The sequence below is a fragment of the Actinoplanes sp. NPDC051513 genome (assembly GCF_044454685.1).
Lineage (GTDB): Bacteria > Actinomycetota > Actinomycetes > Mycobacteriales > Micromonosporaceae > Actinoplanes.
On record NZ_JBITDW010000023.1, the window covers coordinates 46,421 to 60,838 of the forward strand.

Consider the following 14,418-nt stretch of genomic DNA (forward strand, 5'->3'; position numbering starts at 1 on the left):
CTCGATCTGCCGCGTCAACGCGGCCCGTGGGTGAGCCCGCGGGCCTGCGGAACAAGACATTTCCACAGGCCGTCGCGGGCTCACATCAGCGGAATGGTCGGGCCCATGTCGCTAATTTGACGCCTCGAACACCACATCGACCCAGTAGTTGGTGTTCGAGCCGTCGCTCGGGAAGCCGCCGCCGTAGCGGTAGACCGCGCCGCCCGACGGGATGTGCAGCGGCAGGGTCGTCCAGCCGCTGGTCAGCCCGCCGCCGGTGATGGCGTAGTGCCCGTTGGGCGCGTAGTACGTCGCGACGTACGTGGTGCCCGCGGTGATGTCAACCGGCGTGGTGAACGTGAGGGTCTGCCAGCCGGAGTCGCTCTCGCTCTGGAACGTGCCGGTGGCCAGCACCGAGCCGGTGGACGACCAGAGCGTGCCGGTGTGGGTGCCGGTATTGCCGGCGCCCTTGAAGAACCGGATGCCCTTGATCTTGCCGGCCGTGTCCGAGCTGAACTTGACGCCGAGCTCCAGCGCGCCGCCGTCGTTCCAGCTCTCGTGGGCCGGCACGTCCTCGTCGCCGAAGAACCCGCTGACCGACGGAGGCGTCGGGTCGTTGCCGGCCACGAACAGCGGGTCGACCCAGTAGTTCGTCGCGTTGTACGAGTTGTTCGGGAAGGCCGCGCCGCTGCTGTACCGGTAGAGGCCGTTGTTCACCGAGGTCGCGCTCAGCGGCCCGTTGGTGTATGTCGACGAGAAGAAGTTCGTGTTGGTCGAGTAGTGGCCGTTCGGCGCGTGGTACGAGACCACGTACGTGGTGCCCGCGGTCACCGGGACCGGACTCGAGAACATCCCGACCTTCCAGCCCACCGTCGTGCTGTCCGCGAAGGTGAGCTGCGCCATCTGCGTCCCGCCGGAGGTCCAGAGCGTGCCCGTGTGCGAGCCGGTGTTGCCGTCGCCCTGGTAGTAGCGGATGCCGACGACGGTGCCGCTGACCGACGGCTTGAACTTGACGCCCAGCTCGACCGAGCCGCTGTCGTTGTTGGACAGCACGGTCGGCACCGCGTCGTCGGCGAGCAGCGTCTGCACCGTCGCGGCGAGGTCGGTGGTGAAGCTCCACTGGCTCGGCGCGTCCATCGGGGTGCCCGACGAGTCGTTGGCCTTGACCGTCGCCGTGTACGTCGTGAGCGCGCCGAGCGCCGCGGACGGGGTGAACTTGGCGGTCTTCGACGCCGAGTCGTACGAGGTGGCGCCCGCGACCGACGTGCCGTTCGGGTCCTTCACCGTGAACTGGATGGACGACGAGTTGACGGCCTTGGTGAAGGTGGCCGTCGGCTTGGCCGCGACGTCGACGCCCGTGGCGCCGTCGGCCGGGCTGACGGCCGCGACCGCCGGCGGCGCCGACTCGGCCGAGTTGAACACCACGTCGACGTAGTAGTTGGTGTCGTTGTAGGTCTGGTTCGGGAAGCCCGTGCTGCCGGCCTTGAACACGCCGTTGCCGCTGGCCTGGGTCGACCGCAGGGCCGAGATCGGCCCGCTGACCCAGTCGCGGTAGCTGTAGTACGAGAAGAAGTCGGCCGCGTAGTGCCCGTTCGGCGCGTAGTAGGACGCCACGTACGTGGTGCCCGCGGTGACCGGGACGGCGGTGCTGAAGGTCAGCTTCTGCCAGCCGCTGCCGGTCTCCGAGCCGAACGTCCCGCTCACGATCTTGGAGCCGGAGGACGACCAGAGCGTGCCGGTGTGCGTGCCGGTGTTGCCCGTGCCCTTGTAGAACCGGATGCCGGTGATGAAGCCGTCGACCGTGGGCTTGAACTTGACGCCCAGCTCCCAGCCGCCCGAGTCGGTCTCGGCCGGGTTGTCCGGCACGCGGGCGCCGTACAGCGTGTTGGAGCCGGTCAGGTTGAGCGTCCGCGCGGCGCTGTTGCCGCCGAGGTTGGCGCTGTCGTCCGCGGCCCGGGCCACGAGCGTCTGCGAGCCGAGGCCGGCCGCGTACAACGTGTACGACCACGAGGTCGTGCCGGTGGCGGGGTGCCAGGTGGTGCCGCCGTCGGTGGAGACCTCGACGCCGGCCACCTTGCCGCCGCCCAGGTCGGTGGCGGTGCCCGTCACGGTGACCTGGTTGCCGTTGACCGCGCTGGCGCCGGCCGCCGGCGTGGTGATGGTGGCGGTGGGCGCCTGCACGTCGGTGGAGGCGTTGGCCGCGGCCAGCGTGCTCATCAGCGTGGCGGGCTGGACGCCCATGTCGGCGAAGAGGTTGACGGTCGCCTGCTGGATGTTCTCGTCGGCCGGCAGCGGCACGCTCTGCGAGTCGTGCACCTCGTCGAGGCCCCAGCCCCACTGGATGGTGCCGGCGTCGAAGACCAGCGCCCCGCTCGCGGCCTTGTACAGCGTGACCGAGTGGGTGGTGGTGCCCGGCGAGACCGTGTTGCCGAAGTCGCGCAGGTACTGCGGGGTGGCGCCGACCGTCTTGGACAGCCGGACCGTACCGGCCGGGCGGAAGCCGTTGTCGACGTCCTCATCGGACTCGTAGCCGATGATGTGGTCGGAGAGCACGGTGCTGCCCGAGCTCTTGCCGGCCGCCTCGGTGTTGCGCCACAGCCGCATGTTGCCCTGCTCGGCGGGGACGGTCAGCGGCAGGTCGTCGTCGTTGGCCATGTACTGCTGGCCGGTCAGCGCGTTCTCCGGCTTGCCGCCGTTGCTCGGCGGGCTGAACCGGGGGTCGCGCCAGGTGCCGCTCCACTCGGTGGACGGGTCGATCTTGTCGTTCGCCCACGTCTCCTTGTAGCTCACCAGGGTGCGGTTGGCCGTGTTGGCGCCGTCCCGGCTGGGCTCGAGGCGGGTCTTCCAGTAGACCTCGTTGCCGCTGAGGAACGCGAGATTGACGCCGGCGTCGCGAGCCGCCTCGACGTTGGCGCGCTGATTTCCGGACCAGTACTCGTCGTGGCCCACGGAAAGGAAGACTTTGTGGTTCTTGATGAGCTGACCACGGACGTCGGCGTCCACTCCGGACATGTAGCTGACGTCGTATCCATTCCGTTCCATGAATCGGATCGTCGGGTACTCGTTGGAGAACAGGAAGTCGCGACCCCACACGTTGCCGCGGGTGGCGAACGGGCGGTTGTAGCTCAGCTCGTACGCCCGGCCGTGCGCGCCGCCCTCGTAGAAGTCGGAGCCGCCGTAGAGGTTGTAGGCCTGCCACGTGGTGTCCGAGGTCTGGAAGACGATCTTGGAGGTGCTGGCGTCGTTGCGCACCACGAAGACGATGTGGCTGCCGTCCTCGGCGCCCGGCCGCTGCAGCCGCGCGATGTACACGCCGGAGACGGCGTCGGACGGGACGGTCCAGCTGGCCGAGACGGCCCAGTTGCCGCAGTCGTAGACCTGGGTGTCGACGCTCTCGATGCAGTCCGGCTGGGTCTGCGGCAGCGTGACGCTGGGCGTCGCGCTGCCCCACTTGCGGGCGCCGTCGCCGTTGTACCAGCCGAGTCGATAGATGTCGATGGAGTAGCTGGTCGCGGGCGTTTTGATCTTGAACTGGATCTGCTCGCCGGCCTGCACGCTCATCTTGGTGGCAAAGCCCTGCAGACCCGCGTCGCCGCTGCCGGAGATGTCCCAGTCCTCGCGGGGGTCACCGGTCTTGTTGTTCTCGCAGACGATCGGGTTCGCGCACGTGTCGGCGTTCGCGGACGGCACGAAGACCAGCCCGCCGAGCGTGGTGAGCGCGACCGTCAGGACGATGGCCAGCGCGGACCGCACCGCCCGGGGGCGGTCCCGCCACCGAGCCGGGATCAACCGGGACGACTCGATGGCCCCCAGCCACCTCGCCCCTCGTCCCCGCAGTACGTCGTTCACCAGAACCGTCCCCTCAAGCCGCCGAGATATCCTTGCCACACCGGCGGCTCCCCCTGCACGCACGCGCGATTGTGCCGAGAGGCTAGCGATGACGGTCGCCCTCCAGCAATTGCTCGTTCATTCTGCCTGCACCGGCAACAGGACGGCCCGGCACAACCGTTCGGGCCAATTTCATTCCGGACGCTCGGATGAGCGTGTCGCTGCGATGTCGACAATGCGATTACTACGCGGTTACACAGCGTACTAAATGCGGGTAAGTGGCGTTCTGGGAGCGCTCTCGAATTCCGGTTTATTCGATTCGCGCCGCTCCGGCACGCCCAGGATGTCGTGATATCGACATCTGGACGTCAGGTCCGGGGCGGTTACGGTGTCGCGGTGACCGCAGAGAAGCAGAACACGCGGGCGCCGGACACACGTGCCCGCGAGCGCCTGCCCTCCCTCACCGGGCTCCGCTTCGTCGCGGCCTTCCTGGTCTTCGGGTTCCACCTGCACGTGGCGCACCTGCTCGACACCGGCGCCGCCGGCACGGTCATGGAGTGGGTCTTCGGCCAGGGCGCCGTCGGCGTCTCGTTCTTCTTCATCCTCAGCGGCTTCGTGCTGACCTGGTCGGTGCGGGCAGTGGATACGCCGCGGCGGTTCTGGCAGCGGCGGTTCGCGAAGATCTACCCGAATCACGTCGCCACGTGGATCGTCGCGCTCCTGGTCGCAATGGTCACCGGGGCCGGGGTGACCGCGGCCGTGGCCCTGCCCAATCTGGTGCTGGTGCAGGCCTGGTTCCCCAACCCGGACATCTACTACGGGATGAACTCGCCCAGCTGGTCGCTGGCGTGCGAGGCCCTGTTCTACGCGCTGTTCGTCCCGCTCTATGCCGGGTTCATCAAGATGCCCGCCCGCGCGCTCTGGCCGGCTACCTGGGTCGCGCTCGCGCTGGTGTGGCTGGTGCCGCTGATCGCTCAGGTGATGCCGGACGCGGACGACCGGTACTGGTTCATCTACGTCTTCCCGCCGTCGCGCCTGCCCGAGTTCGCGGCCGGAATGCTGCTGGCCCTGGTGGTGCGGGCGGGCCGCTGGCCCCATGTCAATGCCGGGGCGGTCGGCGTGTTCGCCGTCGTGACCTACCTGGTCTCCCGGCTGCTGCCGGAAGACATCCACTACGTGGCGGTCACCGCGATTCCGCTGGCGCTGCTCATCGCGGCCATCGGAGCGGGCGACGCCGAGGGGCGGCCCAGTCCGTGGCGGGCCCGGTGGATGATCTGGCTGGGTGAGACGTCGTTCGCCTTCTACCTGGTGCACCAGCTGGCGGTGCGGCTGGTGGTGCGTTTCGCCGGGGACGAGCGCAGCGTCGCCGCCGAGCTCGCCATCTCGCTGGCCTGCCTGGGCGTCGCGATCCTGGGTAGCTGGGCGCTCTACCGCATCGTCGAGGTGCCGGGGATGCGCCTGCTCCGTCCGCGCCGGGCAGTCAAGGCCTAGTAGGGCCTCACTTCACAAAGCGGCGCACGGTCGCTGTTCGGATGCGTCTTGCCGGGTGGGTGAAGCGCCAGACGGCGCCGCACATGCCCATCAGCAACGCCATCGTGATGGAGAAGGTCGTGTAGTAGAACGAGTCGACCGTGCCCTCCACCAGGATGCAGATGACCTGGGCGGCGATCAGCGCCGTGCAGAGGTGGCGGATCTCGGCGTCCTTCGAGCGGCGCATGGCGATGCCGGCCAGCGTGATGCACGTCAGGTGCAGACCGAGCAGCACCGCGACGCCGACCAGGCCGCCGGTCACCAGCGTGTAGAGCCATTGGTTGTCGAGCACCAGGCCCTGGTAGAGCTCGGGCACCAGCGTCCAGGGGCCACGGCCGAACCAGGGGCGCTCGGAGAACCAGTGGGAGACCAGCGCGTAGTCCTGGGTGCGCCCGGAGATGCTGGGATCCTCCTCGGCGCCGGTGAACATGCCCGAGATGGTGCCCAGCAGGCCCGGCCGGAGGACCATCAGCGCGGCGATCAGGATGACGCCGCCGCCGAGGATGTTGTAGCGCAGGCGCCAGTTCCAGATCGCCGTCATCACCAGCAGGCCGGCGACCAGGGCGAGCACCCCGGTGCGGGAGATGGAGATCGGCACGGCGGCAGCGCAGACCAGCGCGCAGAAGATGGCGGCGCGGCGTTGCCAGCGCTTGGCGGCGAAGCGGGCCATGTGGATGGCGAACGGCACCGCCATCGCCATGCAGGCGCTGAACTCGATGTAGTGGGTCGCCGTGCCGGCCACGCGGAAGCCGACGCCGCGGTTCTCGAAGCCGACGAAGCCGCCCTTGAGCTCGAGGCCGGGGAAGTCGTAGTAGTGCGCGATGTCGACCTTGGCGACCGACTCGTAGATACCGACCAGAGCGCAGAACGCGGCGCACCACACCAGGACGCGCAGCACACCCTTGAGCCTGTCCCAGTTCGGCACGCCGTCGGCGGTCACCAGGATGACCCCGATGAACTCGAGGACCTGGAGGATGCCGAAGTTCTGCGCGTTGGCCTCCAGCGACGGCAGGCCACGCAGCAAGCCGGCCAGATAGCTCCCGAGCAGCGCCAGGAAGTAGGCCAGCACCGCCCAGCGCAGCGGCTGCGGGCCGACCATGGTGAGCCACGGGTTGAGCCGGGCCAGCACCCACATGCAGAACAGCACCAGCGCGACCAGCAGGGCGGGACGCCCGGCGTAGGTCAGGTTGGGCACGATCAGCCGGCCAGGCATCAGGTAGAGCAGGCACAGCATGATCGTGAGCACTGCCGCCGAGTCGATCTTGCCCAGGCGGCGGGACGCGTAGAGGCTCCGCCCGACCAGCGACGGCTCGAAGTCGACCGGATAGTCGACGTCGGCGATGCGGGTGGGGGTCGCCGTGGTCACCTCACCTGCTCCGGTCGTCGCGCTGCGTGCCCATCCGCGGTCCACCGCCGTTGGGCGAGTCGCCGTTGGAGCTGGGCGGGGTCGGCTGCGACGGGACACCGGCGCCGGCGCGGAAGACCTTGCCCTCGCGCTTGACCGTGGCCCGGGGCATCAGCACGGTGTTGGGCGGGATGATGGTCTGCGTCTCTTCGACGGACGCCGGCGCCCGCATGGCGGGGGCGGGACTGACCGGCGGCGGGTCGACGCGGACCGAGGCGCCGGCGCGGCGGGAGCCGACGCCGGTCTTGGTGGGCCGGATCAGGCGGGTGGCCTCGCCACCGTCGCGCTCGGCCTCGGCCTCGGCCTGGTCGTCCGGGCCGGCGGCGCGCTTGGTGCGCCGGCGCAGCAGGGCGTCGAGGCCGATGGTGGCGCCGGCCGAGGTCAGCAGGCCGATGCCGGCCGCGACGATGAGCACGCGCTTCTGCTTGCTGGTCACGACCGTGACCTTCTCGCCGTGGTCGAGCGCGAGCGTGGTGATCATGTCGACCTTCGCCACCCCGAAGCGGCTCTGCTCGGACTCGACGAACTGCGCCAGCACCGTCATGAGGCGCTGCACGGTCGCGGTGGCCTGCGGGGCCGACGTGCCGATCGCCTCGATCGACAGGAACGACGTGCCGTACTCGATGGTCACCGTGAAGCTGTCGGAGAGCCCGGCGGAGGTCAGCCCCTTGGCCACCGACTCGTCCTCGACCTTGACGATCGCGGCCTGGCCGAGCGCGTTGTAACCAAGATCACCCCACGGATTGTGCACCCGCGTCGGCTGTTTGGTGGTGCCCTTGCCGGTCGTCGTGGTCGACGTGTCGGCCGACCCGGTCGCCGGCAACAGCTGAAGGTGCCCCTCGGCGCTGTAGTCGGGGTCAACGGTCCTGCTCAGCAACAGCACACCGGTCAACGAAACAAGAAGCAGCGGCAGGGCGAAGTACCACCGCCGGAACAACAGTCTCGTGAGATCGAAGAGATCCACAGGTTCCTCTCGATGGCCGGTCTGGCGGGACGCAGCGGGCATAACACACCGCAGGAATCGGATGGGGCGAAAATCAGGGTACGGCCCGAAGCGTCCACCCCCAAGGCCCCAACGTCTCGTCTTTGAGGTCTGGCGGGACACCCCCATGCGAACGCACGGCCGGTTCATCCCGGCTCATCCGGTACGTCGGGCCCTGGCAGCGATCATCCTCCGAAAGCTGTCCGAAAGGCGACTGCGCGGTTGGCCCGCCACCGGGCCCCCTCTGCCACAATCGGCCCCCATGGAATCCACCCAGCCTGATTCCGATCCGTACCGCGCCAACGGCGCCCATTCCGGGGCGCCGTGGGGACCGGCACGGACCGAGGCCTTGCCGCGTGTTCCGGTCGAGCCGCAAATCGTGGTCGATCCGCGCTATCCGGTCGAGCCGCCGCCTCCCGGACATTCCGGACCGAGCAAAGGCTACCCGCGCTGGCAGATCGCCGCCATCGCCATCGGCGTCCTCGTCGTCGTGCTCGGCAGCGTCGGCCTGGCGGTCATGTCCAGGAAGGACAAGGGCGCCGCGACGAACGCCGCCGGCGTCGTCACGAGCGCGGGGGCGGCGAACTCCGTCGGGCCCGCCGCGACCGCGTCCGCCCCGGCCGGCGCCTCCGCGAGCGCGAAGGCCAGCGCCTCCGCGAGCGCGAGCGCCAAGGCCAAGGCCTCCGCGAGCGCCAAGCCCAAGACCGAGAGCGCGGGACAGTTCGGCAACTTCCCGAACGCCAACAACACCGGCGTCCCGGCCGGCGTCACGCTCAAGAAGAAGAGTGGCGACATCACGGTGACCAAGAAGGGCACCGTGATCGACGGCATCGAGCTGACCGGTTGCATCAGCGTCAACGCCAGCAACGTGACCATCAAGCGCAGCCGCATCAAGGGCTCGTGCGCCGAGGGCACCATCGGCCCCCACTACAACGCCAACTACACCAACCTGCTCATCGAGGACGTCGAGGTCGACGGCCTCGACGAGTCGAACACCTACTCGGTGGTCGCCGGGACCAACTTCACCTGCCGCCGGTGCAACCTGCACGGCGGCGGCACCGGCATCCGCGCCGGGTCGAACGTCGTGGTCGAGGACTCCTGGCTGCACGGCAACCACGTGGGCGGCGAGAGCCACAACACGGCCATGTCCATCCACGGCGGCAGCAACATCACCATCCGGCACAACTGGCTCCAGTGCGACGGCGGCTGGAACTGCTCGTCGGCCCTGTCGCTGTACACGCCGGATGGCGCGATCGACCACGTGCTGGTCGACAGCAACCTCTTCTCCGGCGGCGGCTACTGCGTCTACGGCGGCGTCTACAACCGCGACACCGGCCTCGTGGCGGCCAAGCAGGTCCGGTTCCTGAACAACGGCTTCCTCAAGAACCAGTGGCCGAAGTGCGGCGACCTGGGACCGGTGGCCGGCTGGGACGTGCCGGTCGAGGGCAACGTCTGGTCGGGCAACTACTGGTACCCGGACCGCAACAAAAAGGTTGAGCCGTAGTCGATGAGAGCGTTCCTCGCAGTGTCGGTCGCGCCCGGCGCGGTTGCTCCCGCGCCGGCGCGGCGGCTCCTCGCCACCGCCCAGCTCGGCCCGGCCGGCAAACTTGTCACTCTGGAGACGGACCACGACTGGGTGGTTCTGGCCGGCGCGGAGAGGGCCGAGGCGGACGGCGCGTTCACCGTGCGCTTGACAAATTCCGTACGCTCGCGCACCGGCGACCTCGGCGCGGCGGCGCTGGCCCGGCTCGTGACGCCGCGGCCGGACGGGCCGGCGCTGGCCGGGATCCTTCCGCCGTTCGCCGTGGCGCACCGGGAGGGCCCGCGCGCGCCGATCGTCGCGGTCACCGACTGGCTCGGCCTGCGGCAGCTGTTCTGGTGGCAGGGCGACGGGGTGGCCGCCGTCTCGACCAGCGCCCTCGCCCTCGCCGCCCTCTCCGGCGCGGGGATCGACGCGGCCGCGGCCCGGGTGCAGAGCCTCGTGGGCTGGCAGCTCGGGCTCGACACCCTGTTCGCCGGGGTGACCAAGCTCGGCCCCGCCGGCGTGGCCACTCTCGCCAGCGGACGCGTCACCCTCGACACGTACGCGGAGCCGCTGGGCACCTTCGACGACCAGTCGCCCGACCCGGCCGCCGTCGTCGACGAGATGGCCGGGGTGCTCCGCGAGATTCACGCCGCGTACCTGACCGACCACCCCGGCACGATGATCCAGCTGACCGGCGGCCAGGACTCGCGGATCCTGCTCTGCTCGACGCCGGCCGAGCTGCGGCCCCGGCTGCGGGCCATGACCCTGGGCACGGCCGACTCCCCCGACGTACGGGTGGCCGCCAAGCTCGCCGCGTCCTGCGGCATCCCGCACGAGGTGCTCCGCCTCGACCGGCAGGACCCGATCGACCCGGCCACCGCGCACGCCCTGGCGCTCGAGGCGGCCCGGCTGCTCGACGGCATGGCCAGCCCGCTGGCGCTGGCCCCGCTGCTGCTGGCCGAGTCGCGCCTCGAGCAGGGACACCGGCTCTCCGGCATCGGCGGCGAGACCGCCCGCGGCTTCTTCTACCCGGGTCAGCCCGGTGATGCCCAGACCTCGGCCCGCCTGGTGCAGCGCCTGGCCCAGTGGCGCCTGTTCGCGAACGAGGCGGTGGCCACCGAGGCGCTCGGCGGCGAGCTGGCCGACGAGTCCCGCGAGGGGGTGCACGCGCGCCTCGAGAAGGTCTTCGGCGACCTCTCCCGCGACTGGCTGCGCGCCACCGACGAGTTCTACCTGTTCCAGCGCACCCAGCGGTGGGCCGGCGCGCACGGCACGCCGGCCTCGGTGAGCCGGCATTTCGTCAACCCGCTGCTCGACCGCCGGGTGATGGAGCTGGCGCTCGCCGCCCGCCCGGCCGACAAGCGCGACTCCCGGCTCTCCGGCCGGCTCATGCAACGCCTCGACCCCGGCCTGGCCGCCATGCCGCTCGACTCCGGCCTGGTGCCGGCACGGCTCGCCAACCCCGGCGCGGGCGCGGCGCTGAGCCTCGCCACCGTCAAGGCCCGCAAGGTGACCGCCAAGGTGCGCCAGCGGCTGCGCGGCGCCGGGCGGGCTCAGCTGGGCGCGGCCGAGATGGCCGGGCTCGTGGTGGCGCACTGGCGGGCCGAGCCCGGGTGCGCCCCGGTCAACGCGCTGCGGACCGGGAACGTCGTGGACGACAATTGGCTCGGCGAGTTGCTCGACGGCCGTCGCGAGGCCGACACCGCGACGGTGGCATTCCTGATCAATCTCGCGGTGGCCGGCGAGGTCACCGGCGTGAAGGGCTCTTGATGATCCACCAGGTGATCGGACAGGTGCGTGGCAGCCTCCAGGCGGTCAGCCACGCGCGCGACCTGCGCAGCCGGCGCCCTCCGGCGCTGCGCTACGCGGATCGGCCGACCGGGGAGCCGACGATCTACTACCTCACGCCCGACCAGACCGCCCCGCGCGGCGGCGTGCGGATGAACTACCGGCACGTCGACCTGCTGACCGAGCTGGGCCTGCGCGCCTGCGTGCTGCACACCCGGCCGGGCTTCGAGGTCTCGTGGTTCGAGAACAAGACCCGGGTCGCCGCGGCCCCCGAGATCACCCTCGGGCCGGACGACGTCCTCGTGGTGCCGGAGTTCTACGCCTCCGGGTTCGACACGCTGCCCCGCGAGGCTCGCAAGATCATCTTCAACCAGGGCGCGTACCACACGTTCGACTACGCCGAGGACGACGGCGCCCCGGGCGCGCCGTACACGCAGGTGCCCAACCTGCTCGGCATCCTCACGGTCTCGGACGACAGCGCCGCGCTGCTGCGCTACACCTTCCCCGGCATCACGGTGCACCAGGCACGGGCCGTCATCAACCGCACGCTGTTCCACCCCGAGGGCCGCCCGTCCGGTCGCCGCATCTCGTTCGTGCCCCGCCGCCGCCCGCTCGACCGCCGCCAGCTGTTCCACATGCTGCGCGCCCGCGGCGTGCTCGACGGCTGGGAGCTGTGCGCCATCGAGGGCCGCACCGAGGCGCAGACCGCCGAGCTGATGCGGTCGAGCGCGCTGTTCCTGAGCTTCAGCGAGCGCGAGGGCTTTGGCCTGCCCCCGGTCGAGGCGATGGCCACCGGCTGCTTCGTGGTGGGCTACTCCGGGCTGGGCGGCCGCGAGTACTTCGACCCGGCCGACAGCGGCCCCGTGCCTGATTCCGACCTGCTCGCCTTCGCCACGGCGGTGGAGGACGCGGTATGCCGTTACGACACCGACCCCGCGGGCCTCGCCGCCGCCGGCGCCGCCGCGGCGAGCCGGGTGCTGAAGCGATACGACGAGGATGGCCTGCGCCAGGATCTCGTCGCCCTTTATAGCCCGATTTTTTCCGATTAGCTCGAGCGCCGTCAATCGGCCGAACTGCTTTTTTCACCGGCTTTCCGGAGTCGGTGTAAGACATTCGACACGGGTTGCCGCCACTTGTTCCATTGCCGCTAGCGCCCCGCGCCGGAAGAGTCGTCCCTGGCAAACTGCGCCGTTTCCGGCGTGGCAATTGTTCGGGATGTCCGAAAAAGGAAGAGCGCGGCGTATGCAGAAAAAGCGGCCTCAGGTCACCATCCTCATCGCCAATTTGCCTGCCGAACGAGACCGACGGGTCATACGCGAATGCCTTTCCCTGGAAAGGAACGGCTACGACGTCACCGTAATCGCACCGCGCGGTGACCGTGCGCTGAAGACGCTCCCCGGCAGCCGCAACACCCGGCTCAAGCCGTACCCGGTCTACGTCCTGGGCGCCGGCGTGCTGTCGTTCGCCTTCGAGTTCGTCTGGTCGTTCCTGTGCATCGCCGTGCGGCTCGCCGGCGAGGTGCTGTCCGGGCGGGCGCACGCCGTGCAGGTCTGCAACCCGCCGGACGTCTACTGGCCGCTCGCGCTGGTCATCCGCGCGCTGGGCCGGCCGTGGGTGTTCGACCACCACGACCTCTGCCCCGAGATCTACGTGACCCGTGCCGGCGACGGCCGGCCCAACCCCGTGGTCTTCAAGACGCTGGTCGCCTTCGAGTGGCTGACCCTGCGCACCGCGAGCGCCGTCTTCGCCACCAACGAGTCGTACCGGGAGAACGCCCTCGCCCGCGGCGTCAAGGCCGGTAAGGTCACCGTCGTGCGCAACGGCCCGGCCGCCAGCGAGATCGCCACCACCGGCGCCGACGACCCGATCCACACCGGACGCACCCCGCACCACCTGGTCTACCTGGGCGTGCTCGGCCCGCAGGACAACGTCGAGGGCGCCGTGCTGGCCGCCGACGAGCTGACCCGGCTGCGCGGCCGCGCCGACTGGCGGCTGACCGTGGCCGGCGACGGCGAGAGCCTGCCCGGCCTGCAGAAGCTGGTCTCCGAGCGCGGCCTCGGCGACGTCGTCGAGTTCACCGGCTGGCTGGACGCCGAGGGCGTCGACAAGCTGCTGCGCGAGGCCACCGTGGCGATCCAGCCCGACCTGCCCACCAAGATGAACCAGCTCTCGACGATGGCCAAGACAGTGGAATACCTCGGCCGCGGCGTGCCGGTGGTGGCCGTCGACCTCATCGAGACCCGGCGCACCGCCGGCGACACCGCGGCCTACGTGCCGACCGGCACGCCCGAGGAGTTCGCGGCCGCCGTCACCGAGCTCTTCGACGACCCCGAGCGGTCCGCGCGGATGCGCAAGGAGGGCCTGGCCCGCTTCGACGAGCTGCTCGCCTGGGAGCGCCAGGAGGGCCCGTACATCACGGTCTGGGACCGGCTGCTGGCCAAGCGCAAGCTGCGGGCCGGCGTCGCGGTGCCGAAGCCGCGCGAGGCCCAGCTCGAGAACGCGCCGTTGGAGAAGGCAGAGTGACCGTCGGCATCGTCATCGCGGCGCACAACGAGGCCTCGGTCATCGGCCGGTGCCTCGACGCGCTGCTGTCCGACCCCACCGCCCCGCCGCTCGAGATCACCGTGGTGGCCAACGGCTGCACCGACGACACCGCCGCGGTGGCCGCTCAGCGCAGCGGCGTGCGGGTGCTCGACCTGCCCGAGCCCGGCAAGGCGGGCGCGCTCAACGCCGGCGACGCGGTCACGACCGGGTTCCCCCGGCTCTATCTCGACGCCGACATCGTGCTGCCGCACGGCTCGCTGCGCGCTCTGGCGGACGCCCTGGAGAACGGGCCGCTTGCCGTCGTGCCGCGGCGCAAGCTCGACCTGAGCGGCCGGCCGCTCGCCGTCCGGGGCTACTTCGCCATCAACTCGCGGCTGCCGGCCTATCACAACGCGCTGTTCGGGCGTGGAGCGATCGTCCTGTCCGAGAAGGGCCGGGCGCGGTTCGGCACCTTCCCGGGGATGGTCGCCGACGACCTCTTCCTCGACTCGTTGTTCACCGCGGACGAGAAGCGCGAGGTGCCCGCGGCGGTGTCCACAGTGGCCACTCCGCTGCGCACCCGCGACCTCGTCCGGCGCCTGGTGCGGGTGCGGGCCGGCAACGCGGCGATGCGCGCGGCCGCCGCCCGGGGTGACGCGCCCGCGGGCGTACGCAAATCGGTTCGTTCCTCGTGGCTGCGCGACGTCGTGGTTCCGCGACCGTGGCTCGCGCCCGCCGCCGTCTGTTACGTGGCCCTGACCCTCGTCGCCGCGCGCAAGGCGCGCGGGCAGAGCGACGCGGTGTGGGGACGCGACGAGTCGACCCGTGCCGAGCCGTCCCGGCAGGCCGGCTGAGCCA

The 14,418-nt window shown here is 70.5% G+C and carries 9 protein-coding genes; 6 read left to right on the forward strand and 3 right to left on the reverse strand.

The window, feature by feature from the left end; all coding sequences use genetic code 11:
• Positions 1-111 precede the first annotated feature (111 nt).
• Positions 112-3,828, reverse strand: coding sequence for a DUF4082 domain-containing protein (locus ACIA5D_RS41180; RefSeq protein ID WP_396035987.1), 3,717 nt, complete (start codon positions 3,826-3,828; stop codon positions 112-114).
• Positions 3,829-4,203: 375 nt separating this feature from the next.
• Between ACIA5D_RS41180 and ACIA5D_RS41185 the strand changes: the two genes are divergently transcribed.
• Positions 4,204-5,298 carry an acyltransferase family protein gene (locus tag ACIA5D_RS41185; RefSeq protein ID WP_396035988.1) on the forward strand — a complete coding sequence of 365 codons (1,095 nt, stop codon included), beginning with the start codon at positions 4,204-4,206 and terminating at the stop codon, positions 5,296-5,298.
• 7 nt (positions 5,299-5,305) lie between these two features.
• Here the strand turns inward: ACIA5D_RS41185 and ACIA5D_RS41190 are convergent, their stop codons facing one another.
• Entirely contained in the window at positions 5,306-6,703 is a 1,398-nt protein-coding gene (locus tag ACIA5D_RS41190; protein WP_396035989.1) for an O-antigen ligase family protein, read from the reverse strand.
• A 1-nt stretch (position 6,704) separates the two neighbouring features.
• The gene (locus ACIA5D_RS41195) at positions 6,705-7,706 is read right to left on the reverse strand and encodes a hypothetical protein (RefSeq protein ID WP_396035990.1); all 1,002 of its coding nucleotides are present in this window, start codon (positions 7,704-7,706) and stop codon (positions 6,705-6,707) included.
• A 280-nt stretch (positions 7,707-7,986) separates the two neighbouring features.
• On the opposite strand from ACIA5D_RS41195, the gene ACIA5D_RS41200 reads away from it, so the two are divergent.
• The 5 genes from ACIA5D_RS41200 to ACIA5D_RS41220 all read left to right on the forward strand — a co-directional run bounded on the left by ACIA5D_RS41200 (position 7,987) and on the right by ACIA5D_RS41220 (position 14,414).
• Entirely contained in the window at positions 7,987-9,228 is a 1,242-nt protein-coding gene (locus ACIA5D_RS41200; protein ID WP_396035991.1) for a hypothetical protein, read from the forward strand.
• 3 nt (positions 9,229-9,231) lie between these two features.
• Positions 9,232-11,019, forward strand: coding sequence for an asparagine synthase-related protein (locus ACIA5D_RS41205; RefSeq protein WP_396035992.1), 1,788 nt, complete (start codon positions 9,232-9,234; stop codon positions 11,017-11,019).
• 11 nt (positions 11,020-11,030) lie between these two features.
• Positions 11,031-12,086 (forward strand): glycosyltransferase, encoded by a 1,056-nt coding sequence (locus ACIA5D_RS41210; RefSeq protein WP_396035993.1) that lies wholly within the window; start codon positions 11,031-11,033, stop codon positions 12,084-12,086.
• A gap of 193 nt (positions 12,087-12,279) precedes the next feature.
• A complete protein-coding gene (locus ACIA5D_RS41215) occupies positions 12,280-13,560 on the forward strand; it encodes a glycosyltransferase family 4 protein (protein ID WP_396035994.1) in 1,281 nt (426 codons plus the stop codon).
• Positions 13,557-14,414, forward strand: a complete 858-nt coding sequence (locus ACIA5D_RS41220) for a glycosyltransferase (protein WP_396035995.1) — start codon at positions 13,557-13,559, stop codon at positions 14,412-14,414. The genes ACIA5D_RS41215 and ACIA5D_RS41220 overlap by 4 nt, the downstream gene beginning before the upstream one ends.
• The last annotated feature ends 4 nt before the right edge of the window (positions 14,415-14,418 follow it).